The sequence below is a fragment of the Bacillus vallismortis genome (genome assembly GCF_004116955.1).
GTDB lineage: Bacteria > Bacillota > Bacilli > Bacillales > Bacillaceae > Bacillus > Bacillus vallismortis.
Genome location: NZ_CP026362.1, coordinates 4146647 through 4170855, shown reverse-complemented (window position 1 = coordinate 4170855; position 24209 = coordinate 4146647). Strand labels below are relative to the sequence as shown.

Sequence of the window (24209 nt, the reverse complement as noted above, 5' to 3'; positions counted from 1 at the left end):
GCCCGGCACCGCAAGAAACTGCGGCGCCGGGCTGTTTTTTATGATCCGGACAAAGCGGCTGCTTCGCCTTCACGTTCATCCTTTACGAACAGGATACCTAATTCATGATGTTCTCCCTCGTAAGAAGCTCGCTGATCAAAACGAATTTCTCCATTCAAACCGATAATTTCAAGCTTCACATATGCGCGGTTATGCTGGAGCGCTTCATAAAAATCGGATACGTTCTTAACGGGTATGCCATTCACTTTCGTAATGATTTCCCCAATTTTCAATTCCAGATCCTCAGCCGGCGTATTTGGTATAATCCCAAGCACCATTAAGCCTTGATCACGTTTTGAGAAATAAAACGGAGCCGCGTTATCGTTCACTCTTTGTTTAATGGACAGAAAAACACGTCCTAACAAAGCGGTAATGACGGCGGCACCCGCAAGCGGCGTCCACAGTAAGCTCGCTGCACCGAGAGCGGTGACGGCAAGACCGAGAATACAAATGCGTTTCGCTGTGATCCTGATGCTCGTTTCAGGCAGCGACCCCTGCACGCGTTGCCCGAATCCGACAAAGTAAGGAATCCACAGAAAATGGAATGACCCGCCGGGAACAGTAAACACTGGCCACCAGCTAAGGTGCGATTCTAATCCGTTTCCCGGAACGAGAAGGAACAGCGGCAAAAGCCATATCCGGTTTGCCAGTTGCTGGCCGATCGGCAAACCGCGGCTGCTCACCACAAGTGCCGGTGATGTTCTCACATGTGCAGAGCGATAAGCTACTACTCCTTCAATGATAACCAACAAGCCCAAAAACACAGCCATAGCCGGCCAAACGACCGCAAAGCCTTGCGGAAATCTCTCTAGAAAAGGTTCCGCTTGATTGATTTGCAGTCCAAAACCTATCAGCATACTCACACCGACGATATATGCAGCAGACATCCAGTTTGCGCGAAGAGTGAGCGCTGCCGCCGCAGTGATAACGGCAATAATTGCAAGTACACCGAGAGGAATCGAGATGCCTAGTACGCCTAAAACAACTGACAAAAGGAGTCCTGGAATCAATCCCTTTGTATAAGTGAATGTCAGGTCGTCATAAATATCGGCTATTTTTGTATGAAAGGTTCTTCGTTCCCGTTTGATTCTCACATAGCCGAAAGCAAGGCTTATCATGATAAAAAACCAGAAAAGCGGGTGTAAGAAGAACAGGCCCGCACTTTTTAACAGTTCAAATCCCCATTGAACAGACACTATCTTTTTCACCGCCTCAAGCCAAACATGTTACTCATATTCTATCAAATATTAAATGGCTTGGATATCCTCAGGATGGTTTAACCCTCCTGCGTCATCCACAGCGTGACATTCGATAGTGAAAAATCCTTTAAATAATGGTTCACATCCACATCCAATAAACCGCTGATCAGGTGCATCGACCTTTTGATATCTGTCAGATTGATTCCTAATCGCTTATGATTTTTCATTAAATAATTAAAATAATGCTTGGCACACTCTTCATCGATTTCATTTACTGTTTCGACATTGGTGTAATTGACCAAATACCTGCTGAACAGCATAAGAAGACTTAGTGCTTTTGTAGCCGAAAATGTTACATCTTGTGTTCTGTCTTTTAATTGTTCCACTAATTCATAATATTTTTTTTCACGCACAATACTTGCCCTCTTCAATTGTGAACCCCCATTTTCTTTATACAGATAAGCACGGGCCAGTATAAGCAGCAGTACTGGAGTGCTAAACAAGCATTCTCGCTAACGTTATTTTTTAAATACCTGTCGTTCAGCTGCCATAAACCTGATTACTGTTCTTTTTAGAACCTTCTTATATTGTATGAAGTAAACAAAGACTAGGCAACTTGCAAAAGTTTCATTTTAAATGCATATTAACTCGTTAGAAAGTCTCTCTCATATATTGATATCGGGTAATTCAAGTCCTTTATAAATGTTTATTTGTGAAAATTTTTTTAATTTCTTGTTAAAACTTCATTTTTTCTGTGACTTTTTGTTCAGTCTTTCATTAAGTATAAAGAAACAGGAGATGGAACACCATCTCCTTTAATTGACAAATAATGATTTCAGCGCTGTTTGGAGCTGCAAATCATTTTTTTCATCTAATTTTTTCTTTTCTATCTGCTGATTTAATGACTCCGCGGTGTGAGTGTCGATGACACCCGTTTTATCCAGCTTGTTTTGTTCCTGAAAAGCCATAACCGCTTTTTTCATATCCTTGCTGAAATAGCCATCCTCACGTCCCGGATCAAAGCTGAGACCTTTTAATAAAACCTGAGCATGCTTGACATCCTCATTGTTCATATCCGTTTTAAGCGGCTCCTTCAGCTGCAAGGGGCCAGCGGAAAAATAATCCGGCTGCTTAATGGCAATGGTCGGCTCAATGCCTTTTTTATGAATCCAATTCCCCTTTGGCGTCAGCCACTTATAAAGGGTTAATTTAATGTTGCTGCCGTCTCCCATCGGAACAGCCTGCTGAACCGTTCCCTTACCAAAAGACGTATCGCCTACAACATCATAATGCGCCGCTTCTTTTAATGCGCCGGCAAGAATTTCTGATGCGGAGGCACTTCCTTTATCCGTGATGACATTGACAGGATACGCTTTTTTATGAGTCAATGTTGAAAAATACCGTTTTTTATCACCATTCCGTTCAGCAATCTGAATATACGGATGATCCTTTGTGACGAAGTGTTTGAGAATTTCTTCCACACTTTGCAGGTATCCGCCCGGGTTTCCGCGTACATCAATGACAAGGCCTTCAATTCCTTTTTTCTCAAGGTCCCCCAGCGCTTTTGCAAAGTCTTCCGCGGTATGCTCAGAAAAAGTAGAAATGGCGATATATCCGACAGAATGCCCTTGCACTTTTTTCTCTGAAGCAAAAACCGTTTCGAGCGGGATTTCAGCTCTCTTGATCCGGAATGACAGCTGCTTCTTCGTCCCCGGACGTTGCACCTTCATAGAGACACTGGAGCCTTTCTTTCCTCTTATTTTGAGCACAGCTTGGTTTAAATCCTTGCCCGCCATTGATTCACCATTGATGCTGATAATTTCATCATTGGGCTTGAGTCCGGCTTTCTCCGCCGGCGATTGCTTAAATGGAGAAACAATAATAATTTTGCCGTCTTCCATACCAACCTCAGCACCGATGCCTTCAAACGAGGAATCAAGAGAATCAGAAAATTGCTTAGCCGTCTGCTTGTCCATATAGACAGAATAAGGATCATTTAGCGTAGACAGCATTCCTTGAATGGCTCCCTCGAGCAGCTTTTCTCTATCAACTTTTTCTACGTACTCATTCGAAATTAACTCATACGCTTTTTCGATTTTGTCCATGGCCTTATCCCGCTCAGAGTCAGCTTGTGCGGTCGCAGGAACTGCTGCAGTCTGGGGCTTATCCACCTCAAGCAGGTTCATTCCGGCATATACACCGGCGCCTCCGAAGAGCATGCTTCCTGCTGCTATCACAGCCATTATTTTTTGATTCATCCTATACTCCTCCTGTATGCCAGACTGTTTCTTTCAAAACCTAGAGATAGTATATGTAAAGGATGGAGATTTCATGTAATCATAGAAGAAAAAGAAGGCAAAAGAAAAGCCGCCCCGGAAGCGGGACAGCTTTTTCTTATACTCGCAAAAACTTGCGGATGGAAGTGAGACTTCCCCATACGCCAATAACTGCGCCGATTGCAACCAGCACTAGCGATATTTGGAATACAAATGGGTTATAAGGAAGAAGAGAGACAAATGATCCTTGAACCTTCGGAACGACCCATCCGATGACGTATTGATAAGTGCTCAGCACCAGTGCGATCGGAATCACTGAGCCGAATACGCCAAGCAGCAATCCTTCAAGGAAAAACGGCCAGCGGATAAACCAGTTCGTCGCGCCGACAAGCTTCATAATTTCAATTTCTTTTCTTCTAGCAAAAATGGTAATTTTAATGGTGTTGGAAATTAAGAACATCGCCGTAAATATCAAGCCGATAATTAACGCGATTCCGATATTGCGGGAAACGCCGACCACTTTAAATAAACGGCTAACCTCTTCTTTTCCGTAAGTGACTTTATAGACATGATTCATTTTTTCAATCTTTTTGGCTACGTTCGGCGTATCATGCGGATCTGTCGTTTTGACGACAAACGCATCATTAAGCGGGTTTTCCTGATCCTGCATGGTCAGGGATTCTCCGCTGTCGCCAAAGCTGTCAACCAGCTGGTCAAGCTCTTTTTCTTTTGATGAAAAAGTGACACTCTGAATGCCCTTTAAATCCTTAATATCGTTCTGCAGCTTGTCCTGTGCCTTTTGATCTGCAGTCAAATCAACCAAAACTTTGATTTCGACTTGTTTTTCAGCATTCGAAGCCATGTTATTCAAATTCAGCATAATCACTAAAAACACGCCGACTAAAATCAGCGTAACGGTTACAGCACTAATGGATGCAAACGTCATCCACGTGTTTCTCCCGAGAGATTTAAAACTCTCACGCAAGTGGCGCCCGAGAATTTTAATCATATGAACCATACTCCCCTCTTGACTCATCACGCACAATGATACCATCTTCGATTGCGATGACACGTTTCTTAATGGTGTTTACGATTTCTTTATTATGTGTCGCCATCACGACTGTCGTCCCGCGGTTGTTGATCTCTTCCAGCGTCTTCATAACTTCCCAGGACGTATCCGGATCAAGGTTTCCTGTAGGTTCATCAGCAATGACAACATCGGGATTGTTCACAATTGATCTGGCAATAGAAACACGCTGCTGTTCCCCGCCTGAAAGCGTGTCAGGGAATTGTCTTGCTTTATGCTTCAGCTGAACAAGATCAAGCACTTCGAGGACACGTTTCTTAATAACAGACGGCTGTTCTCCAATCACTTCAAGGGCAAATGCCACATTCTCAAAAACAGTAAGTTTCGACAGAAGCTTGAAATCCTGGAAGACAACGCCTATTTTACGGCGCACGAAAGGAATCTCTTTTTCTTTAATTGCAGCGAGGTCTTTATGATTGATTAAAATTTGTCCTTTTGTCGGTTTTTCTTCTCTGTATATCATTTTAATAAAAGTAGATTTACCCGCTCCGCTCGGACCGACAACATAAACAAATTCGCCGGGATGAATGGCTACTGAAATCCCATTGAGCGCTTTTACGCCGTTCGGATAGGCTTTGTATACTTCCTTCATCTCTATCATGAAATCACCTAATCTTTTATATCATTTTATCTATCACACGGTCATACTCTTCGAATGCATTCGATAATTTATGACTTATTCATTTGCAAAAAGACGAAAAATCTGAAAGTTTCATTTTTCACAACACACTTCATTATACGTCAAATTTAGACATAATACTATTACAGTTTCTTTTCATTCATATTGTCATGGCATAAAAAAATCCTTGCCTGTACTGAGGCAAAGATTTTCTCATCTTACTTTTTTTCTGACAGCCATTTGGCGATAACGGCGGCTTCCTTATCGTCTACAAGCCCCTTCGGCATATTGCCGCGCCCGTTTTTAATAATGTTTTCAATTTTGTCTTCGTCGTATTTGCCTCCGACCTCTTGGAGATTAGGCCCTGACATACCTTCTAAATCCTTGCCATGGCAGCCTACACAGCTTTGCTGATATAATTCTTCCCCTTCAGATGCAGAGGCTTCAGTCTTGCTGCCGGTGTCTGTCTTCTCTTCTTCTTTTGCATCGTTTGAACCGCAGGCAGCCAACAGAACAGAAAGCGCAAATCCAAGCATTAATATCGATAACTTTGATTTCATATTGAGAAGCACAACTCCTTTACGATCTCTCCCATATTATAACCCCGTTTAAGCGCGTTTGAAACCCTCGCCCAGCACCTCGCTCGCGTCTGCTACGATCACAAAAGCAGACTCATCAATCTGTTTGACGATTTGTTTCAATTTGGTGAATTCCGCTTGCCCAACCACGCACATTAAAATCGGGCGGTCATCGTCAGTATACCCCCCGACCGCGGAAATTTTCGTCACGCCTCTGTCAATCTTCTGTAAAACGGCTTCCTTGACTGCCTGCTCCTGCTTTGTAATAATGAGCGCCATTTTTGATCGATTAAAGCCGACTTGAACGACATCAATCGTTTTGCTGGACACAAAGACGCCAAGCATAGCATATAAGCCTTGCTCAATATTAAATACGATCATAGCCGTAACGACAATCAGTCCGTCAATGATTGCGAGACACGTCCCCAATGACAGCCCGGAGTACTTATGAATGATCTGTGCAGCCAAGGCCGTTCCTCCCGTTGAGCCTTTGCCTAAGTATACAATGCCAATTCCGACACCGATGCCGACACCGCCAAAGATCGCCGCTAGGAGCTCATGATGGGTGGCGGGCTGAATATCTCTTGTCAAAAACACAACAAGCGGCAAAAAAACAGAACCCGCAAGCGTTTTAAGCCCAAACTTTCCGCCTAACAAAATGACACCCGCAATAAATAAAGGGATATTAATCACCCATTGTACATATGCTGCTTCAAAACCATATGACTGCAAAATCGTGCTGATTCCACTGACACCGCCGGCGGCAATTTTGTTTGGAAGCAAAAATACATTAAAGGACACGGCTGTAATCGCTGCTCCTATCAGTATATATACATAATCCCGCAAAACCCGAAGTGTTTGATTCCGTAAATCCATTGCATATCCTCCGTTTCTTCCAATGCTCTCCGATAGCATTTTAATCCTTCCCTGATCAGATGTAAATAACACCCAAACGCAGTGGTAATATGCTAAAGCAGCAGTGAAATCAAGGATATGAAGCAATAAAAAACACACCTGCATACATCAGGCGTGTTTTTCTGCTTTATGAAAGCTTAGAACGCAGGTAGGCATCGATAAATGTATCAATGTCTCCGTCCATTACCGCTTGAACGTTCCCCATTTCTGTATTGGTGCGATGGTCTTTCACCATGGAATACGGATGGAATACGTAAGAGCGGATTTGGCTGCCCCAGCCGATTTCTTTTTGTTCACCGCGAATTTCATCCAGCTCAGCCTGCTGTTCTTCAATTCTGCGCTGATACAATTTGGCTTTCAGCATTTTCATGGCTCTTTCACGGTTTTTAATTTGTGAGCGCTCTGTTTGGCACGTCACAACCACATTCGTCGGCAAGTGCGTAATCCGAACGGCTGAATCCGTCGTATTGACGTGCTGTCCGCCCGCTCCGCTTGCGCGATACGTATCAACTTTAATATCCTCCGTACGGATATCAATATCAATCTCATCGTTAAATTCAGGCATCACTTCACACGAAACGAAAGACGTGTGCCGGCGGCCTGATGAATCAAACGGCGAAATCCGCACGAGACGATGGACACCTTTTTCCGCTTTGAGATAACCGTAAGCGTTGTGTCCTTTAATCAGTAAAGTCACTGATTTAATTCCCGCCTCATCTCCTGGAAGGTAATCGAGTGTTTCCACCTTAAAGCCGCGGCGTTCTCCCCATCTGGTATACATTCTAAGAAGCATAGAGCCCCAGTCCTGTGACTCTGTACCGCCAGCACCAGGGTGCAGTTCTAAAATCGCGTTATTTTTATCATACGGCTCACTGAGAAGAAGCTGAAGCTCAAACTCATTAAACTCTTTTGTTAGCGATTTTAGTTCTTTTTCAAGTTCAAGCTGGAGGTCAGTGTCAGGCTCTTCTTTTAAAAGATCGTGGGTCATTTGCAATTCTTCATGGGATTCACTCAGTTTTTTATACGAATTGACATAATCCTTTATACCGTTTGCTTCATTTATGACCGTTTGAGCTTTCTGCTGATCATTCCAGAATTCCGGATCAGACATTTGTTCATCTAGCTCAGCAATGCGGGCCTCCTTTGATTCGAGGTCAAAGAGACCCCCTAAAGTCCGCTAAACGAGAAGCCATATTTTCGAGCTCTGCTCTGATTTCTGATAATTCCATTCCATTCACCTCATTAAAAGATCCGCGGGCGCCTGCAGGCGCCGCGGTCAATAACCTTGCCCGATCGAATTACTCAGCCCGGCCGCAGCAATTTTTATATTTTTTTCCGCTTCCGCAGTGGCATGGGGCATTTCGGCCGATATCAACCACTTTGCGAACCGGTGCTTTTTTTGCTTTTTTGCTGTCGTCGCCTTCTTGCTGCTGATGAGCCGTTGTCTGGCCCTGTACAACCTCTTCACGCTCCAGATTGTTTTCAATCTCAGCTTTCATCACAAATTTTGCGACCTCGTCCTCGATCGATTCAATCATATTCTCAAACATCGCAAAGCCTTCCATTTGATACTCACGAAGCGGATTTGTCTGCGCGTAAGCTCGAAGGTGAATCCCTTGGCGAAGCTGATCCATTGCGTCGATGTGATCCATCCATTTTGAATCAACGGCGCGAAGGACGATGACTTTTTCGAATTCACGCATTTGCTCTTCGCCGAAGTCCTCTTCTTTTTCATTATATTTGGTCATGATGCGATCCATAATGAGCTCATGCATTTCATCCGGCTCTTTGCCGAAGATGTCGCTTTTCTCAAGCTTGCCTTCATCAAGATAAGTCGTGTTGACAAGCTCAACAAGACCGTCAAGCTTCCACTCCTCAGGAAGCTCTTCTCTTGGCGTATAAGCTGCAATAGCACGTTCAAGAGAAGACTTGATCATATTCTCAACGATTTCACGCAAGTTTTCAGAATCAATGACTTCAAAGCGCTGCTTATAAATGACCTCACGCTGCTGGCGGAGAACGTCATCATATTGCAGGAGCTGTTTACGTGAATCGAAGTTATTGCCTTCGACGCGTTTTTGAGACGATTCAACCGCGCGGGATACCATTTTGCTTTGAATTGGAGTAGAGTCGTCCATACCGAAGCGGTCAAGCATCGCCATTGTCCGCTCAGCTCCGAATCTGCGCATCAATTCATCTTCCATAGAAAGATAAAATTGGGTAATCCCCGGGTCTCCCTGACGTCCAGAACGCCCCCGCAGCTGATTGTCGATCCGGCGTGATTCATGTCGTTCCGTTCCGACAACAGCAAGACCGCCAAGTTCTTTTACGCCTTCGCCAAGCTTAATGTCCGTACCGCGTCCCGCCATGTTTGTCGCAATCGTAATTGCTCCTTTTTGGCCGGCCTCTTCAATAATCTGCGCTTCACGTTCATGGTTTTTGGCGTTTAACACTTGATGCGGAATCCCTTTGTTTTTGAGCAGCTTAGAAATCAGTTCAGATGTTTCAACCGCAACCGTACCGACAAGAACAGGCTGTCCCGTCATGTAACGCTGTGCGACATCCTCCGCAACGGCCTTAAACTTCCCTTCCATCGAACGGTAAATTAAATCCGGACGGTCGTCACGGATAACAGGCTTGTTAGTAGGGATCGTGACAACCTGCATGTTATAGATGTTGCGGAATTCCTCTTCCTCTGTCTTAGCCGTACCTGTCATACCGGCAAGTTTTTCATACATGCGGAAGTAGTTTTGGAACGTAATTGTCGCCAAGGTCATGCTTTCGTTCTGAATCTCAAGCCCTTCCTTCGCTTCAATCGCTTGGTGAAGGCCTTCGCTGTAGCGGCGGCCTTTCATCAGGCGTCCCGTAAACGAATCAACAATAACAACCTGTCCGTCTTCTACAACGTAGTCAACGTCCTTCTGCATCGCAGCGTGTGCTTTTAGGGACTGGTTGATATGGTGGTTGAGCGCGACATGCTTCACATCAAACAGGTTATCAATGCCGAACGCTTTTTCCGCTTTCGTCATTCCTTCCTCAGTCAGCTGTACACCCTTTGTTTTGATATCAAACGTATAATCCTTCTCTGCTTTTAATGTGCGGACAAAAGCATTTGCCTGTACGTACAGCTTAGTGGATTTTGCAGCTTGTCCAGAAATGATAAGCGGCGTTCTTGCTTCATCAATTAAAATAGAGTCAACTTCATCTATTACCGCAAAATGAAGCGGGCGCTGAACCATCTGCTCTTTATAAAGAACCATATTGTCACGCAAATAGTCGAAGCCAAGCTCGTTGTTTGTGGAGTAAGTAATGTCCGCGGCATAAGCTTCCCGCTTTTCGTCTTTTGACAATGAGTTTAAATTCAAGCCGACAGTCAAACCGAGAAACTCGAAAATTTTCCCCATTTGCTCAGCATCACGGCTCGCCAAGTATTCGTTGACAGTCACGATGTGAACGCCTTTTCCTGTTAACGCGTTTAAATAAACAGGCAGAGTAGACGTTAACGTTTTCCCTTCCCCTGTTTTCATTTCCGCGATATTTCCGTCATGAAGCGCTACGCCCCCCATGAGCTGGACTTTGAACGGAAACATGCCGGTTACGCGGCGTGAAGCTTCCCGAACAACGGCGAATGCTTCAACAAGAAGATCATCGGTTGTCTCCCCTTTTTCAAGGCGCTCTTTAAATTCAATCGTTTTATGTTTCAGTGCATCGTCAGAGAGATTTTCATAGTCTCCGCGAATCGCATCAATATCGTTAGCTACTTTTTCGTATCTGTTCAGCGTACGTTTTGTTGGATCAAACATTTTATTTAAAATTCCAAGCATTTATAACGCTCCTCTATCTTCACATGCCTGATGTGCAGGCATGTATAAATAATTTACTAGCCCATGTATACCTCTCATTATCATATCATACCTTGGGTTATTTCCAAAGAATTTGCAAATAAGAAAAAACAAAAACCTTCCGTGTCGATCACGGAAGGTTGCTCTTCATTATTCAGTCGGTTCAATCAAGCCATATTTCCCATCATTTCTGCGGTATACAACATTTGTAAGGTTTGTTTCCGCATTGGTGAAAACAAAGAAATTGTGGCCAAGCATATTCATTTGCAAGATTGCTTCTTCACTGTCCATCGGTTTTAAATTAAATCGTTTCTGACGGACAATGTCCAAGCTATCCTCGTCTTCTATTTCATCCTGAACCGCGATATCTGTATCAGAGCCGAGACCATTCGCTAATAGATATTTTGGAGAGCCCTGCTCACGGAATTTGCGGTTTACTTTCGTTTTATGCTTACGGATTTGACGTTCCAGTTTGTTTGTTGCGAGATCAATTGCGTTGTACATATCCTCGTTATGCACCTCAGACCGAAGCGCCAGATCTATCATCGGAATCGTAACCTCAACTTTAGACTCCTTGTCATTGTAAAACTTCAAGTTGACGTTCACATCGGCATTCACGCTATGGTCAAAATAACGCTCCAGCTTGCCGATTTTCTTCTCGACATGATCCTTTAACGCGGGTGTCACTTCAATATTTTCTCCTCTGATGTTATAGTTCATCAAAGAACGCCTCCCTTTTATTAAGGATATGTATCTATTTCTCCTTTACCCTTCACAATCCCTGCCCAAACGTAACTTTTTTGTGAAAATTCAGTGAACTTTGTCGAATGATGTTTTATATGCTGCTGTTATGGGCGGTTTTGAGGTATATGTATATGCTGATTATAAGAAACAAATACCTCACCCTCGCCTAAATTAATTGATGACAAAGGGCTCCATACATTGATGAATGGACAGCATCCATTGTCTATAGTGAATCAGAAAATGTTCTTTTAAATACTCGAAAAACTCATGAGAGGGAAAAGAGAAAGAAACCAATTGGTCAAACTCCGCAAAAATTTCGTCAAATGCTTTAATACTACATTCAGCACATCCCGTATTCATAATAAAAAGAAGGGTTGAATGTGATGAATCCAAATAAAAAAAGGCTTGGATCAGATCTTGGTAGATCCGATCCCCTTCTGTTTTTGATAAATTCTGTTCAGCCTCTATCAAATAACACAGCCCTTCTTCAATGGTAAAAAGAAGATGATAATAAGCTGATAAAAGCGTATAATCTTCAATGCTCTTCACGGCACTCACCTATTTACGCTTGTCATAATATCTGCCGTCTATCGTGATGTTGTTATAAGGATTTAAATACGTCGTATGCATCGTCCGTTTTCTTTTCACTTGCTGGAGCTCGTCTGCGATCGACTGCTTAAGTCTTCCCATTTCATTCACAATAAGCTGATCCCATGTCAGAATCAGTTTCATCTGCTTCCGTTCTTCTTCTGAAAGCGGCGGAGAGATCTCCTGAATAAGTTCTGCCCGTTTAGCCACAAAGTCTTCGATTTCCGTTAAAAGTTCATCGCTTTCCGGTGTATCTTGTATGTGTGACAGCATACTCTTCGTCTCAGTGTATAGTCGATCTATGTTGTTCATGCCATTCCGCCTGATCCGTGCCGGTCCTTCCGTTCACTTTGAATGGCTTGTTTCCATGCATCGCGAAAATCTGTTACATAGCCTTCAACCTCAGCCAGCATGCTCATATCACTATTGATATTTGCCTGCACCAATCTACGATACATATAGTCGTACATCGCGCCCATGGAATTGGAAAGCTCGATGTTACGGTTCAGTGTGAAATTTAATTCCTGTATGATATTTTGCGCTTTAATCAGATTCTCATTTTTACGTTCCATATCATCATTCTCGATAGCCTGGGATGCAAGTCTTATAAATTTCAAACAGCCATTATACAGCATTAGCGTCAGTTCACCGGGTGTAGCGGTATTCACTGAATTTTGCTGATAAGCTGTATAAGGATTTTGGATCGCCATGTGTCATCCTCCAAATTACTTTTATTGTACAAGAAGCTGTGATAAATAGGACGCTTGTTCATTCATTTTTTGAATCGCAGAATCCATTGCACTAAATTTTTTATAGTAGCGGGTTTCAATGGTATTCAATCGGTCCTGCATTTTAATAATATTCGTGCTGATTGTATTTAAATTTTTACCGATTGAGTAGTCAGTGGTGCCCATTGTCGAGTTACCGGCTTTTGCTTCAATGCTTTTCACTGTGCTTTTCAGTGTGTCACCGATACGTTTCATAATTCCTTTTTCACTATAAGGGCTGCTGTTCGTCCCGTTTGTAAATAAAGCGGCAACACTTTGCGGATCTTCTTGTATTTTTGCCTTTAGTTTTTTTTCATCAATCTCTAAATGTCCCCGCAATTGATAAGTGCTTGAAGTGGTGATGCCAAACTCAGTCAATTGATGCGTTTTTCCATCAGCCGTTACTTGAGAATAAAAATCGGTTCTCATTTGGTTCGTACCCGTGCTTATACTGGTATCATTTCTCAGTAAACCGCTTTTTGCCTTCTCTTCCCAGAGTTCGACTTCTTTATCGGACATTGCTTCTTTTTGTTCACTCGTCAACGGAGTATAGTCTCTGTATTTTTCTTCGTGCAGCTTTTCATTCAAGCTGTCAACCAATTCATTGTATTTATCTACAAACTCTTTAATTTGGTTATAAATCCCGTCCACATCAGTAGAAACAGATGTAGTAACAGGGCCTGTGGTTGCTGTTGTATTTTTGAGCGAGTAGGTAACTCCGTTAACCGTAAAGTTGTTTGACAGCTTCTCCATTTCAAAGCCATCGATTGTGACTTTTGCATTTGTTCCTTCTTTGTATGCAATGAGCTTATTATCAGCGTCTAAAGAAAAACCAAGCTGGCCGGACATAAAGTCGGCTGTAGCTGAGTCTGCTGCCTGTATGCTGCCTCCTGCGCCTGTTGCTTTAGAAGAAAACGCAATCGTTTCTACATACTCGGTACCATTCCAAATTTTATCTTTAAAGGCTGATACTCCAAGATCAGATTTGTTAATTTTAGATATCACATTATCAATCGTATCAGCACTCGTCACACTGATGTTGACGGTTTTTGCCGTTGTTTCGCCAGGCGCAACAACATTAAATGCCAAATTATAGTCACCTTGAGTGTATCCCGCATAATTATCGGCCTTATACGTTGCTGAAGTTGCCAAGCTCGCTACTTCAACAGTAGAAGACGCATTTGGCGCAGTTGAACTTCCTGTAGCAGTTAACACAGACTCGTTTGAGCTAGTCACAGTTTTGCTCTGATACGTACTCGGATATGTCAGCGTATTTTTAGACATATAATCTTGCAATTCTTTTATTTTAGTATTTACTTCCCGATAGCTGTCACGCTGCCATTCAAGCGTCTGCTTTTTTTGCGTCAGCCTGTCAAGCGGCGCTCTTTCTGTCTGCATCAGCTTTGAGACGATATCATCTATATCCATTCCTGACGCCAAACCTGTTATTCTCATGACCATTTCAAACACTCCTCATCTACTTTTTTTCATCTACAAACAACCCAAGAAATTCAGTCATAGCCGCATAAAAATCAAGCCACTGTTTTGGCGGAATTTCGCGGATGACTTCATTTGTAGAGTCCTCTATTACCTTTACATAGTATTCATTTAACTCTTCGTGAAGCTCAAACTTCAGGTGAACTTGCGAAGGTTCCAAAAGCTTGTTCATTTCCCCTACCATTTCAGAGAGATTGGTATATGAAACTTGCTGAACAGGAACCTCACTCTCATGATCTTTTTGATTATGTATTTGAGTATCATAACGATCCCAAACAGGTTGTAACGTAGTGAGCCTTTCAATGTTCAATTGATCATCCCCTATGTCCCAATCTACCGTTTATATCGACTGAGTAGAGAGAAGATTACACATATTTTTGGAAAAAAACTCATCCGTTTTAGATTTCTTATTTAGATATACTTTTATCAAGCTAGCGGGCAATCCGATTATTATATCATGAGTTAGGGATATATAGCAGGGGAATCATTCGGAGTTAAACATATAAAAAAAGGACCCGGCAATGCCAAGGTCCTTTTAAAATTAACGTAATAATTGAAGTACGTTTTGCGGCTGTTGGTTCGCTTGAGCAAGCATTGCTTGAGAAGCTTGAGAAAGAATGTTGTTCTTTGTGAACTCGCTCATTTCTTTCGCCATGTCAACGTCACGGATACGAGACTCAGCAGCTGTCAAGTTTTCACCAGAAGCGCTCAAGTTGTTGATTGTGTGCTCAAGACGGTTTTGTACCGCACCTAATTCAGAGCGTTGTTTTGAAACTGTATTGATCGCATCATCAACAATTTTTAACTGAGCATTGAATCCTACAGTTGCAACAGTAGCATCGTTAGTAGCAAATTGAGTTACATCAATGTCAGAAACTGCTTCTCCTGCTACAAGAGCACCTGTACCATCTACAGCACCGATAGCTGTAGCAGCCATGCTTTCGATATTAACAGAAAGCTGTTGTCCTCCGTTAGCACCAATTTGGAAAGTTAATTTATTTCCGCTTGCAGAGCTGAAATCTCCGTTAAGAAGACTTTTTCCGTTAAACTCGGTACGGTCAGAGATACCGTTAGCGTTAGTTCCTCCACCAATTTCCTCAACTAGAGAGTCAATTTCGTCTTGGATCGCTTGAAGATCAGTACCATCTTGAGTACCCGTGTTTCCTGCTTGAACAACTAGTTCACGAACACGTTGAAGGATTGAGTGAGTTTCGGTTAATGCACCCTCAGCTGTTTGGATAAGAGAGATTCCGTCTTGAGAGTTTTTAGAAGCCATTTCTAAACCTCTGATTTGTCCTCTCATTTTTTCAGAGATCGCAAGACCTGCTGCGTCATCTCCAGCACGGTTAATACGAAGACCTGAAGAAAGTTTCTCCATGTTCTTTTGGCTCGCACCGTTGTTTGAAGACAAACGGTTCAGTGTGTTAAGCGCTGCGATATTGTGGTTAATTCTCATTGTTTTGTTCCTCCCTGAATATGTTTTTGGCACGTCCTTGTGCCTCATTTTTTATAACTGGCGGAGTCTTTTGCGTCTCCTCCCGGCTACATCATTAATATCGGATTGTCTCTGATTTTGTTAATAGAAAAATAAAAAAATCCTCACTTTTTTTGTGAGGATAATGCGGAGATGACATCGCTGGATAACGCTGCCGCGCGGTTGTTTTCTTCCTGAATGGTTAAGTATATTTCTTTTCGGTGAATATCAATATGCTTTGGGGCTTCAATTCCCAGCTTCACTTGATCACCTTCAATCGAAATGACTTTCACTTCAATATCAGCACCTATTTGAATCGCTTCGTTTATTTTCCGCGATAAAACTAGCATGATTCTCCTCCAATCGGATGCTTTGTCGTATATGAGGAGTCGTGTAAAACGACTTGCTTAGCCTTCATGTTCTTGCGGTTCACAATAATGGGAGCCAATAAATTGGCAGTCGATTTTTCGAACGGCTCAGCCATGGTCAATATGGCCATGACTTCCACGTCTTCAATGTTATCAATAGCCAAAAGTTCGGCGGTTGATGCATCAAGGTCAAATTCATAGTTCTTAAAAAAGATGAACGGACTGACAACGATGAACGCAAGATTTTCTGAAGTGACGGACTGCAGCGCCACAAATGGAGAGTCTTCTGACAGCGGAAGAATAACGAACTGTTTTTCTTCTAAAAAGCCTGGAATCCCGCTTTCAAAAAGAATAATTTGTTCTTCTTTTACGTTCATTTGGCCATGGTACTTCGTTTGAATGATCATTGTTCACGATCCTTTTCTGTTTACTTTTCGAATGATTCTTTCGGGTATTCTACATCTATTTTTAAATCAGGGTATTGCAGCATGTCAACCTTAACGTTCCCCGGCGTATAATCCACAATTGGCTTATTCGGTTCAGCCTGAATGACAGGCTTTTGAGGCGTAATCTGAATATCAAGCTGTGACGGGGTATATTGGATTTTCACTCTTGAAAGAGACGGGACATAATGTTCGCCTAATTGAATTTGTTGCATTTCAGAGTTCCTCTTTGCTTGTGAAGCAATTGGATTCCCTTTGTTTTCAATTCTCATAAGCTCCTCTCCTTCTTCTACAGTTCGAGCTATTCCCGCCATTACATCCTCCTGCCCTTGTTGTGCGGCTTCTTCAATTCTTTTGAAAACATGCTTTCTGTCTAATTCTTCCCATGCTTGCGTTTGGTCAATCGTGAGTTTTCCAGACGTAACCGATATTTCCATTTCCGCGCTTGGCTGTTCAATTTCGAGATCGGCTTGCGGCTGCTCCATTTTTAAGGTGGCGGGCGTCGTCGTTAAACCAATTTTCCCTTGAACACTGTGCATAATCAATCTGGGAATTTGCATCATTCTACCTCCTAAACTATAAAAAAAGCGAACTCCTGAGAGCCGCTTACTTTAAAAAGTCAATCAATGTAGGCTGAACAATTTGCGCATTTACAGCAAGGGTAGCCCTATGCACGCTTTGCTGCGCAATAAATTCTGTTATTACTTTTTCCAGTTCTACATCTTCATTATCAGACAACACTTTTGTTGCTGTTTCTTCTTGAGCTGAAAGCCTAGTATTAATCAGTTCAAGACGATTATATCTAGCTCCGAGATCAGAGCGTTCAGCACTCATGCCGTTAGAAAATTGATCAATATCCTCTAAAACATTGTCCATGCCATCGATTGAACCCGTACTAAGTGCTTGCTCAAATGAGTCAAGCATTTCAAATACATTCTGTCCGCTTTCAGACGTGCCCCCAAAAGCTGACTTTGGATCTGAATTCACTTTTAAATTCATATTATTTGATATATTGACCACAACATCAGCAGTATCGGAAATGGTATAAGTTCCGTCTCCGTTATCAGTAACCGGAGGCGTGTCTGAATTCGTTCCGTTAAAGATATATCTGCCGTTTACTTGTGTATTCGCAATTTTTAAAAGCTGTTCCTTTAACTGCTTTACTTCTACGCCTATCGCTTGCCGCTCATCTTCACCATTTGTGTCATTTTTAGCCTGAATAGCCAAGTCTTTGACTTTCGTTAAAATGTCAATTCCTTCAGTAATATTCGTTTCTGTGTTTTCAAGCCAGGTAAAAGCTTGAGAAGCATTACTTTGGTATTGCTGAACCTGGGATAATTGCGTATGGTATTTTAGGCCTTTCATAGCTACGACAGGGTCATCGGATGCTTTTGAGATTTTTTTCCCTGAAGAAATCTGTGATTGAAGTTTATCCAGCTTCGAGTAGCTTGAACCGATATATCTCAATGAGTTTTGCTGAATCATGCCCTGTGTTACTCTCATTTGATCTACCTACCTTCCTCCGACACCCATGCCGTTAATCACTTTATCAAGGATTTCGTCTTGTAAAGTCACCATCCTCGCAGCAGCATTGTATGCGTGTTGGAATTGAATCATATTCGTCATTTCTTCGTCTAAAGAAACTGCGCTCATTTGCTGACGGTTGATGTCGGCGTCGTTAAGCTGTGTTTCAGTATTAGACGCGAGCCGATTCGCTTCTTGCGCTTTAATTCCAAGCTCGCCAATCAGTCCCGCATAGTAATCCAGCACACTTGTTTTTGTGCCATTAATGGTAATATCGCCAGTTAAAACATTCGCTAGCTTTGTTGCATTTGCATTGTCATTGGCTGCGCCAGTTAGTGAGAAAGCAATGTTCGCGCCTTTTGAATCTAATATGCTGTCAGCAATTTTAATCTTGCCCGCTGCTCCTTTTGCCGGCTCAGATTCGCCTCCGGTAAAATCAAAAAAGTCTCCGCCTTGCTCACCGCTTTTGGTCAAACCATTTTTGTGAACCTCATTGAAAGCTTTAGCGAATTCAAGCGCCATATTATCAAGGTCAGAAAGCATATCCGGGTATGCGCCCTTTACTTCGCCGCCTGCTGTTACATATCCGTAAGATTCTATAAATCCTAAAAGAGACCCTTTACTGCTGAATGACCCAGCCTGTACAGCAGCGCCTCCGATTGAAACACTTGATACTAAACCAGTTTCATTATCATAATTGGCTGCAAGTTCTGAAACCTCGTAATTTTTACCGTCCAAAACAGTTCCCAGCGACTGTTTATTTTTATCAATTATTTCAATTGATACAGTTCCTTCAGCAGAAGCAAGTGCATTCCCGCCTGATTTGTTATAGCTGAGTTTGATATCAACCATTGAGGATAATTTATCGATCAGCACATCTCGCTGGTCATATAAACCATTCGGAAGAAGCCCGACTGGCTCTACTTGCGCAATTTGCTTATTTAAGCTGTTTAATTGAGAAAGCAGAGAATTGACATCTAATACAGTAGTATCTAGCTCCGCTTTTAAGTTCGATTGAACATTTGTAAGTGATTCAGAAAGGTAATTAAACGTTTCTGCTAAAGCTTTTCCTTTTTCAGCAACAACAGAACGCGCGCTGTCTTCGTTTGTATTGTTTGATAACTCCTGAAGGGAATTCCAAAATGAATTGAGCACACTGTTTAAGCCGCTTTCATCCATCTCATTTAAGATGCCTTCCATCTGGGACAAAGCTTTGGCCTTAGTGTCGTAGTAACCGGCACTGTTGTTTTGAAGGCGGTATTGGTAGTCAAGAAAGATATCTCTTATTCTCTCAACTGACTTGCCTTGAACGCCCGTTCCCATTTGTCCCGCGGTTTTTTCTGCGTTTTTTGATACAGCAGGAAAATAGTCAGTTGCTTCCAATGAGACCCGCTGTCTTGTATAACCGTCTGTATTGGCATTTGCCACGTTATTTGCAGTAGTGCTTAACGCTGCTTGCTGAGCGCTTAACGCCCGCCTTGCAGTTTCAAGCCCCATAAAGGTAGATGTCATGTTCTGAATTCCTTTCTGCTAAGCTTTTGAATCAAATAGCTTCATTCGGCTGCTCTTCGGAAGCTCAGCTTTAATTGATTTGCTGTAATTGAAGTTATTTTCCTTAGGAACCAGCATATCGTACGAAATTGAAATGAATTGCAGCGCATCTCTTGTGAGCTGCCTATTCATCTCATTCACTTCCTTCAGACGTCCGATAGCGTTAGAAAGAGACTCATATAGTTGTTCCAGCTCTTCCTTTTCACTGCCTGAAGTTTTGGCGATACATGCGGAAATGGTGTTGTTTTCACTGTATCCGAGAAAAGCGGAAGTTGCTTTGATCCGGTCATCTTCTGTCTGTCCGATTGCTTGTATATATTTTTGCTCTTTTGTCAAAATGTTAGAAAGCTCTTTCGTTTTGCCGGCCTTGAGCGCTTCCGTCTTTTCCTGAGACAGCGTGAGCAGGTGCTCATGAAGAACGCAAAGTCGCTTCAATTGGTCAATAATTGGCTTTGCTGACATGGGCTTTCTCCTTTTTATTGCTTTTTATAAAAGTTAACAATATTTTTCGCTATATGATTAGCGTCTACTTTGTATGACCCGTTTTCAATTTGCGCTTTAAGCTGCGCAATTTTTTCCTGGCGCGAACCAGTGACTGCATCAGATGCATGTTGCATTTCTTTAGCCTGTGATGAAATCTCAATTTTATCTTGGGGCTGTGCAGCATTTTTTTGCACCGCTTGCTTTTCATATTTTTTTTGGTATGGATTAACGGATTGTGTTCCAAATTGATTGATTTTCATAGGATTCCTCTCGCTTTCCGTTGCAGTCTTTAAACAATCTAACCCTTTTATCGACTGCGGTTTCAGTTAGTTTAGGGAATCAGCTGTTTTTGGTATTATAGGCATAGTACGTGTCTTTTTTACTATTTTCCCTCTCGGTTTTCAGTGCATCTTCATGGTCCAAATGATCCATTTGAGCCTTTATATCTGACTGGCAAGCCTTACAGAACTTGCCTTCTCGAATCGATGTCCCGCACCTCTCACATGGGTATGCCAAATTAGGAAGATGAGTGATTTGAATCCGTTTCTGCCTGATGAATTTCAATATCAGCTCTTCTTCTACACCTGTTTCCTCTGTTATGCGGTCCAAAGTTGATTTCCGATTTTCCTGTTTTCTTAAAAACTTATATACAGTCTCAAATGATTTTTCTTCTTCCTTAATACACGCCTGACATACAGTTTGCAGCTTTGTTTTAAAAAATAAAGCATTGCATTTTGGGCAATTCGCCAGTTCTCCCATCTTTTTTTCTCCTTATTCGATAATATACCTGTTAATTTCTAGTGATTATATCGGCAGAAAAACAGAATCATTTAGCTTCTGATCAAGGTAAAAGATGCCACAGAACCGGCTTTCCCCTTCTCTAATAAACAGCGGGCTGCAAAATGCAAAGTAGCGCCTGTTGTATAAAGATCGTCTATTAAAATGATATTCATACCTTCGACTGAATTGTTTTTTGTATCAAAAATATGCTCTGAAAGCAGGCGTTCTGCTTTCGTTTTCTTAGACTGTTTCTCATTATTCAAGCGGAAGAGGGCATGGCGGATAGGACGGTCTAAGCATTCTGCGAGGAGCTGTGCCTGATTAAACCCACGCTCCTTTTCCCGTTCCTTGCTCAGCGGAATAGGAACGAGAACAACATGGTTATCGGGGTAAACCTTTGAGAAGGTTGAAGAGAAATCACTTTTAAATGCATTTATGATTTCTGCATCTCCTCTAAATTTAAAACGGGAGAGTGTTTCTTTCATCATATCATTATATGTGTAAACTGAACGGTTTTGGCGCAGCAGCAAGCTGTCATTCATCCTTAATTTCCACGTCTCGCAATCCTTGCATAGCTCATGAATGGATTGAGGCTTGCCGCATAGCGGGCAGATATGCCCTGTGATTTTTTTAAATTTGCTTCTGCAGGAATGACAGACCTTTTCTTCAAGCTTTAATAAAAAAAGAGCTCTCCATGTAACAGGTTGAGAAAATGGCGTATCACATAATAGACAGATCAGTTTATGAATTCCCCCTCCTGCTTCTTTTGGCATAAATCGTTTGGACTATCTGAAACCGCTGCAGCAGATTCAGCCAAAATCACAAGCATAGCCGTATTTTTTTGTTTATCTACCAGCTCAGCTTTCGTATATGCGATCTTTTTAAGATCAGTAACATAAGATGGTCTTACTTGATTTAAAGAAAGTGCCAATACATCGTTTTTGCATACTTGGCAAGTGCAAGTCATATGAAGCTGGTCCATATATCGGTCGAGCAGTTCTTTCATTATGATTTCTTTGGAATTGACAAGCATTTTTACAGCCCCTCATCATCAGTTATATGAGTATACTGTACCATGTTTTCAAATAATGGCTAGTCTGTTCTTTCATTTTTTTCCGCCAAAGCATTCATTTCTTTTATATGCTTTCTTGCATCCAGCATGCTCTTTGTTTTTCCGTAATGAAAGAAAGTAACATCGCCGTCCGCGTATTCTTTATGCCGGCCGGTTCTTCCTGCGATTTGCACAAGTGCGCTTTCCGTAAAGATAGGTGATTCCGCCCCTAATATCCCTGTTTGCACCTTATGAACCGTAACGCCTCTTTCTAATATTGTTGTTGTGATTAAAAGATCAAGCTGACCATCTCTGAATTGCTGTACTTTTTCTTTTCTGTCCTTATCTTCCGCATGAACAGACGCCGTTCGGCAATGAATATCTTTAAAGCAGGCCGCTGCCTTTTCTAAAACAGAAACGGAGGGAACAAATAAAAACACAGGCCTCCCTTCTTTCACATGAAACTCTATCCATCTTTTTACCGCTGGCGGGATTTTATTTCGGGTTAATTTCTTTTTCCAGTTTCCGCACCATAGAAAACGCGGTTCTGGAAGAGGTTTCTGGTGGTGTCTTGCTGGAATGCGAATTGAATGCAGCTGTCCGTTCATTGTTTTTCTTTTTAGTTCTTTAGAAGGTGTTGCACTTAAATAAACCAGCGTGCTGATTTTCTTTTTGGCTTTTTGAACAGCGAATTGAAGAGTTTGATCAGCGGAATACGGAAAAGCATCAACTTCATCAACGATGATAACATCGAATGCGTCTTTATATCGCAAAAGCTGATGTGTAGTGGAAATCACAAGAGGAGATAAACGCCCTTTGTCCTCGCTGCTCCCGTATAGTGCCGCAATGTCAGCGCCCTGAAAAGCGGCCTTGAGCCTCGGAGCTAGCTCTAATACAACATCGGTGCGGGGTGTCGCAATACATACACGCAGTCCTTGATTTAATGCTGACTCTATACCGGGGAATAATATCTCAGTTTTGCCAGCGCCGCAAACTGCCCAGATGAGGAGTTCTTTTTTTCTGGATATTGCTTCAATTAAGACATTGGCGGCTTTTTGCTGTCCCCTTGAGAGCTCGCCATTCCAAGTCAGCTTGATAGGCTTCCAATGGAGTTCATCCTCCTCTTTCCATGAATATAAAGGCACTTCCTCACTTACTCTTCCCATCATGACACAGGAACGGCAATACAGCTGCTTCTTTCCAGATGAGTGATAATTAGAAAAATAACGCTGATCATTTTGGCCGCACCTATTACACCTATACTCCCGTTTATTTTTGGATATTGAGTTTTGAGCGCCAATATAACCGTTCTTGATATGCCATTCAATCAGCTCATCGGAAAATGGGACTTCAGTTCTGAGCAAATGACGGCCTTGAAGCGTCTGCTGTAATTCTTTTGAGAAAGTCATGTTCATAGCACCGCCTCCTTTCGAGAAAGTATGGCTGATTGAATATTTTCTGTCCAGTGGTCAAAATATGAATATAAAAAAATCTCCGCTGCTAAAACGGAGATTTCATGTTATTGAAAACACCAGCAAATTCCAAGCGCGCCCTCACCCAAATGAGTGCCGATTACCGCTCCAAAATAACTGTTATAAAATTCAACATGAGGATATTTTGCAGAAAGCTCCTCAATGATTTTCGCTGCTTCTTCTTCTCGATTAGCGTGAATAACAGCAGCACGCATAGGCAATCCTTTACTCGCATCCTCGTCTAAAAGCTCATAAATTCGTGAAATTGCTTTTTTACGTGTGCGAATCTTCTCAAAAGGCACAATTACCTTATTGTCAAAGTGAAGAATAGGCTTTACCTTTAGAAGACTCCCAATAAAGGCCTGGGCACTGCTTAATCGTCCGCCCCGCTGAAGGTGCGCTAAATCATCTACCATAAAATACGCCCGAACTGTTTTTTTCATTTCTTCCAGTTCTTTTATGATATCTTCCGGTGATGACGCTCCATTTTTGATTAATTCAGCAGCTTTAAGAGCATAAAAACCTTGAGCCAAACAGCTGATCTCTGAGTCAAATGGATACACTTTAATATTTTCCACCATTGCGTCAGCCGCTGCTGCACTGCTGAACGTGCCGCTGATTCCGCTGGAAAGATGGATACTGATAACCGCATCATAAGACTTGCCAAGCTCTTCATACAAAGCGATCAGTTCGCCGATTGGCGGCTGTGAAGTCGTGGGAAGCTCAGTATGTTTCTTTACTTCCTCATAGAAGCTTCTCCAGTCCAATTCGATTTCTTCCCGATACGTTTCTTCACCAAACACAACCTGGAGTGGGATCATATGTATTTGATGTTGTTCACGCATTTCTTTCGGGATATATGCCGTGCTGTCTGTTACGACTGCAATATTCATAGATTCGATACCTGCCTTA

Annotated in this window: 28 protein-coding genes; all 28 read right to left on the bottom strand. The window is 42.3% G+C overall.

Annotated elements, in window-relative coordinates:
- Positions 1–38: 38 nt before the first annotated feature.
- On the bottom strand, positions 39–1235 hold the full coding sequence (gene minJ / locus BV11031_RS22000) for a cell division topological determinant MinJ (RefSeq protein ID WP_010328752.1): 1197 nt from the start codon (positions 1233–1235) through the stop codon (positions 39–41).
- 80 nt (positions 1236–1315) lie between these two features.
- Positions 1316–1669 carry a swarming motility protein SwrAA gene (swrA, locus tag BV11031_RS21995; RefSeq protein ID WP_052331638.1) on the bottom strand — a complete coding sequence of 118 codons (354 nt, stop codon included), beginning with the start codon at positions 1667–1669 and terminating at the stop codon, positions 1316–1318.
- A 384-nt stretch (positions 1670–2053) separates the two neighbouring features.
- The gene (gene ctpB / locus BV11031_RS21990; protein WP_129551019.1) at positions 2054–3496 is read right to left on the bottom strand and encodes a carboxy-terminal processing protease CtpB; all 1443 of its coding nucleotides are present in this window, start codon (positions 3494–3496) and stop codon (positions 2054–2056) included.
- Between the two features lie 136 nt (positions 3497–3632).
- A complete protein-coding gene (ftsX, locus tag BV11031_RS21985) occupies positions 3633–4523 on the bottom strand; it encodes a permease-like cell division protein FtsX (RefSeq protein WP_010328755.1) in 891 nt (296 codons plus the stop codon).
- A complete protein-coding gene (ftsE, locus tag BV11031_RS21980; RefSeq protein ID WP_010328756.1) occupies positions 4516–5202 on the bottom strand; it encodes a cell division ATP-binding protein FtsE in 687 nt (228 codons plus the stop codon). Before ftsE ends, ftsX begins: the two co-directional genes overlap by 8 nt.
- 236 nt (positions 5203–5438) lie before the next feature.
- Positions 5439–5780: a cytochrome c551 gene (cccB, locus tag BV11031_RS21975; protein ID WP_010328757.1), complete on the bottom strand. Its 342-nt coding sequence runs from the start codon at positions 5778–5780 to the stop codon at positions 5439–5441.
- Positions 5781–5828: 48 nt separating this feature from the next.
- Positions 5829–6674 (bottom strand): YitT family protein, encoded by an 846-nt coding sequence (locus BV11031_RS21970; protein ID WP_010328758.1) that lies wholly within the window; start codon positions 6672–6674, stop codon positions 5829–5831.
- 166 nt (positions 6675–6840) lie between these two features.
- A protein-coding gene (gene prfB / locus BV11031_RS21965) for a peptide chain release factor 2 (protein ID WP_121643378.1) occupies positions 6841–7942 on the bottom strand; the annotation gives its coding sequence in 2 pieces (ribosomal slippage) (positions 6841–7869 and positions 7871–7942; 1101 coding nt in all).
- A gap of 69 nt (positions 7943–8011) precedes the next feature.
- Entirely contained in the window at positions 8012–10537 is a 2526-nt protein-coding gene (gene secA / locus BV11031_RS21960) for a preprotein translocase subunit SecA (protein ID WP_010328760.1), read from the bottom strand.
- Positions 10538–10705: 168 nt separating this feature from the next.
- Positions 10706–11275: a ribosome hibernation promotion factor gene (hpf, locus tag BV11031_RS21955; RefSeq protein ID WP_010328761.1), complete on the bottom strand. Its 570-nt coding sequence runs from the start codon at positions 11273–11275 to the stop codon at positions 10706–10708.
- Between the two features lie 195 nt (positions 11276–11470).
- A complete protein-coding gene (locus tag BV11031_RS21950) occupies positions 11471–11848 on the bottom strand; it encodes a DUF8042 domain-containing protein (protein WP_010328762.1) in 378 nt (125 codons plus the stop codon).
- A 9-nt stretch (positions 11849–11857) separates the two neighbouring features.
- Entirely contained in the window at positions 11858–12199 is a 342-nt protein-coding gene (gene fliT / locus BV11031_RS21945) for a flagellar protein FliT (protein ID WP_010328763.1), read from the bottom strand.
- A complete protein-coding gene (fliS, locus tag BV11031_RS21940; RefSeq protein ID WP_010328764.1) occupies positions 12196–12597 on the bottom strand; it encodes a flagellar export chaperone FliS in 402 nt (133 codons plus the stop codon). Before fliS ends, fliT begins: the two co-directional genes overlap by 4 nt.
- 21 nt (positions 12598–12618) lie before the next feature.
- Positions 12619–14115, bottom strand: coding sequence for a flagellar hook-associated protein 2 (locus BV11031_RS21935; RefSeq protein WP_010328765.1), 1497 nt, complete (start codon positions 14113–14115; stop codon positions 12619–12621).
- Between the two features lie 16 nt (positions 14116–14131).
- Positions 14132–14461, bottom strand: coding sequence for a flagellar protein FlaG (gene flaG, locus BV11031_RS21930; protein ID WP_010328766.1), 330 nt, complete (start codon positions 14459–14461; stop codon positions 14132–14134).
- Positions 14462–14692: 231 nt separating this feature from the next.
- The gene (gene hag, locus BV11031_RS21925) at positions 14693–15607 is read right to left on the bottom strand and encodes a flagellin Hag (RefSeq protein WP_010328767.1); all 915 of its coding nucleotides are present in this window, start codon (positions 15605–15607) and stop codon (positions 14693–14695) included.
- Between the two features lie 143 nt (positions 15608–15750).
- Positions 15751–15975 carry a carbon storage regulator CsrA gene (gene csrA, locus BV11031_RS21920; RefSeq protein WP_010328768.1) on the bottom strand — a complete coding sequence of 75 codons (225 nt, stop codon included), beginning with the start codon at positions 15973–15975 and terminating at the stop codon, positions 15751–15753.
- Positions 15969–16400 (bottom strand): flagellar assembly protein FliW, encoded by a 432-nt coding sequence (fliW, locus tag BV11031_RS21915; protein ID WP_010328769.1) that lies wholly within the window; start codon positions 16398–16400, stop codon positions 15969–15971. The genes csrA and fliW overlap by 7 nt, the downstream gene beginning before the upstream one ends.
- 20 nt (positions 16401–16420) lie before the next feature.
- Positions 16421–16996, bottom strand: a complete 576-nt coding sequence (locus BV11031_RS21910) for a DUF6470 family protein (RefSeq protein WP_010328770.1) — start codon at positions 16994–16996, stop codon at positions 16421–16423.
- Positions 16997–17042: 46 nt separating this feature from the next.
- A complete protein-coding gene (flgL, locus tag BV11031_RS21905) occupies positions 17043–17939 on the bottom strand; it encodes a flagellar hook-associated protein FlgL (RefSeq protein ID WP_010328771.1) in 897 nt (298 codons plus the stop codon).
- Between the two features lie 9 nt (positions 17940–17948).
- On the bottom strand, positions 17949–19472 hold the full coding sequence (gene flgK, locus BV11031_RS21900) for a flagellar hook-associated protein FlgK (protein WP_010328772.1): 1524 nt from the start codon (positions 19470–19472) through the stop codon (positions 17949–17951).
- A gap of 18 nt (positions 19473–19490) precedes the next feature.
- Positions 19491–19973 (bottom strand): flagellar protein FlgN, encoded by a 483-nt coding sequence (gene flgN / locus BV11031_RS21895; RefSeq protein WP_010328773.1) that lies wholly within the window; start codon positions 19971–19973, stop codon positions 19491–19493.
- Positions 19974–19987: 14 nt separating this feature from the next.
- Positions 19988–20254 carry a flagellar biosynthesis anti-sigma factor FlgM gene (flgM, locus tag BV11031_RS21890; protein WP_010328774.1) on the bottom strand — a complete coding sequence of 89 codons (267 nt, stop codon included), beginning with the start codon at positions 20252–20254 and terminating at the stop codon, positions 19988–19990.
- A 79-nt stretch (positions 20255–20333) separates the two neighbouring features.
- On the bottom strand, positions 20334–20753 hold the full coding sequence (locus BV11031_RS21885; protein WP_010328775.1) for a TIGR03826 family flagellar region protein: 420 nt from the start codon (positions 20751–20753) through the stop codon (positions 20334–20336).
- A 71-nt stretch (positions 20754–20824) separates the two neighbouring features.
- The gene (locus tag BV11031_RS21880) at positions 20825–21547 is read right to left on the bottom strand and encodes an amidophosphoribosyltransferase (protein ID WP_010328776.1); all 723 of its coding nucleotides are present in this window, start codon (positions 21545–21547) and stop codon (positions 20825–20827) included.
- On the bottom strand, positions 21511–21807 hold the full coding sequence (gene comFB / locus BV11031_RS21875; RefSeq protein ID WP_010328777.1) for a late competence protein ComFB: 297 nt from the start codon (positions 21805–21807) through the stop codon (positions 21511–21513). Before comFB ends, BV11031_RS21880 begins: the two co-directional genes overlap by 37 nt.
- A gap of 59 nt (positions 21808–21866) precedes the next feature.
- Positions 21867–23240, bottom strand: a complete 1374-nt coding sequence (comFA, locus tag BV11031_RS21870; protein ID WP_010328778.1) for an ATP-dependent helicase ComFA — start codon at positions 23238–23240, stop codon at positions 21867–21869.
- 104 nt (positions 23241–23344) lie between these two features.
- Positions 23345–24190, bottom strand: a complete 846-nt coding sequence (locus tag BV11031_RS21865; RefSeq protein ID WP_010328779.1) for a DegV family protein — start codon at positions 24188–24190, stop codon at positions 23345–23347.
- Positions 24191–24209 lie beyond the last annotated feature (19 nt).

Bases quoted from the DNA above. Each gene is read 5' to 3' on its own strand.
- cccB (WP_010328757.1), bottom strand. From the start codon at position 5,780: ATGAAATCAAAGTTATCGATATTAATGCTTGGATTTGCGCTTTCTGTT.
- fliS (WP_010328764.1), bottom strand. From the start codon at position 12,597: ATGGCGATCCAAAATCCTTATACAGCTTATCAGCAAAATTCAGTGAAT.
- hag (WP_010328767.1), bottom strand. From the start codon at position 15,607: ATGAGAATTAACCACAATATCGCAGCGCTTAACACACTGAACCGTTTG.
- ftsX (WP_010328755.1), bottom strand. From the start codon at position 4,523: ATGATTAAAATTCTCGGGCGCCACTTGCGTGAGAGTTTTAAATCTCTC.
- flgM (WP_010328774.1), bottom strand. From the start codon at position 20,254: ATGAAAATCAATCAATTTGGAACACAATCCGTTAATCCATACCAAAAA.
- fliT (WP_010328763.1), bottom strand. From the start codon at position 12,199: ATGAACAACATAGATCGACTATACACTGAGACGAAGAGTATGCTGTCA.
- flgL (WP_010328771.1), bottom strand. From the start codon at position 17,939: ATGAGAGTAACACAGGGCATGATTCAGCAAAACTCATTGAGATATATC.
- BV11031_RS21865 (WP_010328779.1), bottom strand. From the start codon at position 24,190: ATGAATATTGCAGTCGTAACAGACAGCACGGCATATATCCCGAAAGAA.
- BV11031_RS21970 (WP_010328758.1), bottom strand. From the start codon at position 6,674: ATGGATTTACGGAATCAAACACTTCGGGTTTTGCGGGATTATGTATAT.
- csrA (WP_010328768.1), bottom strand. From the start codon at position 15,975: ATGCTAGTTTTATCGCGGAAAATAAACGAAGCGATTCAAATAGGTGCT.
- comFB (WP_010328777.1), bottom strand. From the start codon at position 21,807: ATGCTTGTCAATTCCAAAGAAATCATAATGAAAGAACTGCTCGACCGA.
- BV11031_RS21885 (WP_010328775.1), bottom strand. From the start codon at position 20,753: ATGGGAGAACTGGCGAATTGCCCAAAATGCAATGCTTTATTTTTTAAA.
- fliW (WP_010328769.1), bottom strand. From the start codon at position 16,400: ATGATCATTCAAACGAAGTACCATGGCCAAATGAACGTAAAAGAAGAA.
- BV11031_RS21880 (WP_010328776.1), bottom strand. From the start codon at position 21,547: ATGCCAAAAGAAGCAGGAGGGGGAATTCATAAACTGATCTGTCTATTA.
- BV11031_RS21935 (WP_010328765.1), bottom strand. From the start codon at position 14,115: ATGGTCATGAGAATAACAGGTTTGGCGTCAGGAATGGATATAGATGAT.
- hpf (WP_010328761.1), bottom strand. From the start codon at position 11,275: ATGAACTATAACATCAGAGGAGAAAATATTGAAGTGACACCCGCGTTA.
- ftsE (WP_010328756.1), bottom strand. From the start codon at position 5,202: ATGATAGAGATGAAGGAAGTATACAAAGCCTATCCGAACGGCGTAAAA.
- flgK (WP_010328772.1), bottom strand. From the start codon at position 19,472: ATGACATCTACCTTTATGGGGCTTGAAACTGCAAGGCGGGCGTTAAGC.
- flgN (WP_010328773.1), bottom strand. From the start codon at position 19,973: ATGTCAGCAAAGCCAATTATTGACCAATTGAAGCGACTTTGCGTTCTT.
- ctpB (WP_129551019.1), bottom strand. From the start codon at position 3,496: ATGAATCAAAAAATAATGGCTGTGATAGCAGCAGGAAGCATGCTCTTC.
- secA (WP_010328760.1), bottom strand. From the start codon at position 10,537: ATGCTTGGAATTTTAAATAAAATGTTTGATCCAACAAAACGTACGCTG.
- comFA (WP_010328778.1), bottom strand. From the start codon at position 23,240: ATGAACATGACTTTCTCAAAAGAATTACAGCAGACGCTTCAAGGCCGT.
- BV11031_RS21910 (WP_010328770.1), bottom strand. From the start codon at position 16,996: ATGCAAATTCCCAGATTGATTATGCACAGTGTTCAAGGGAAAATTGGT.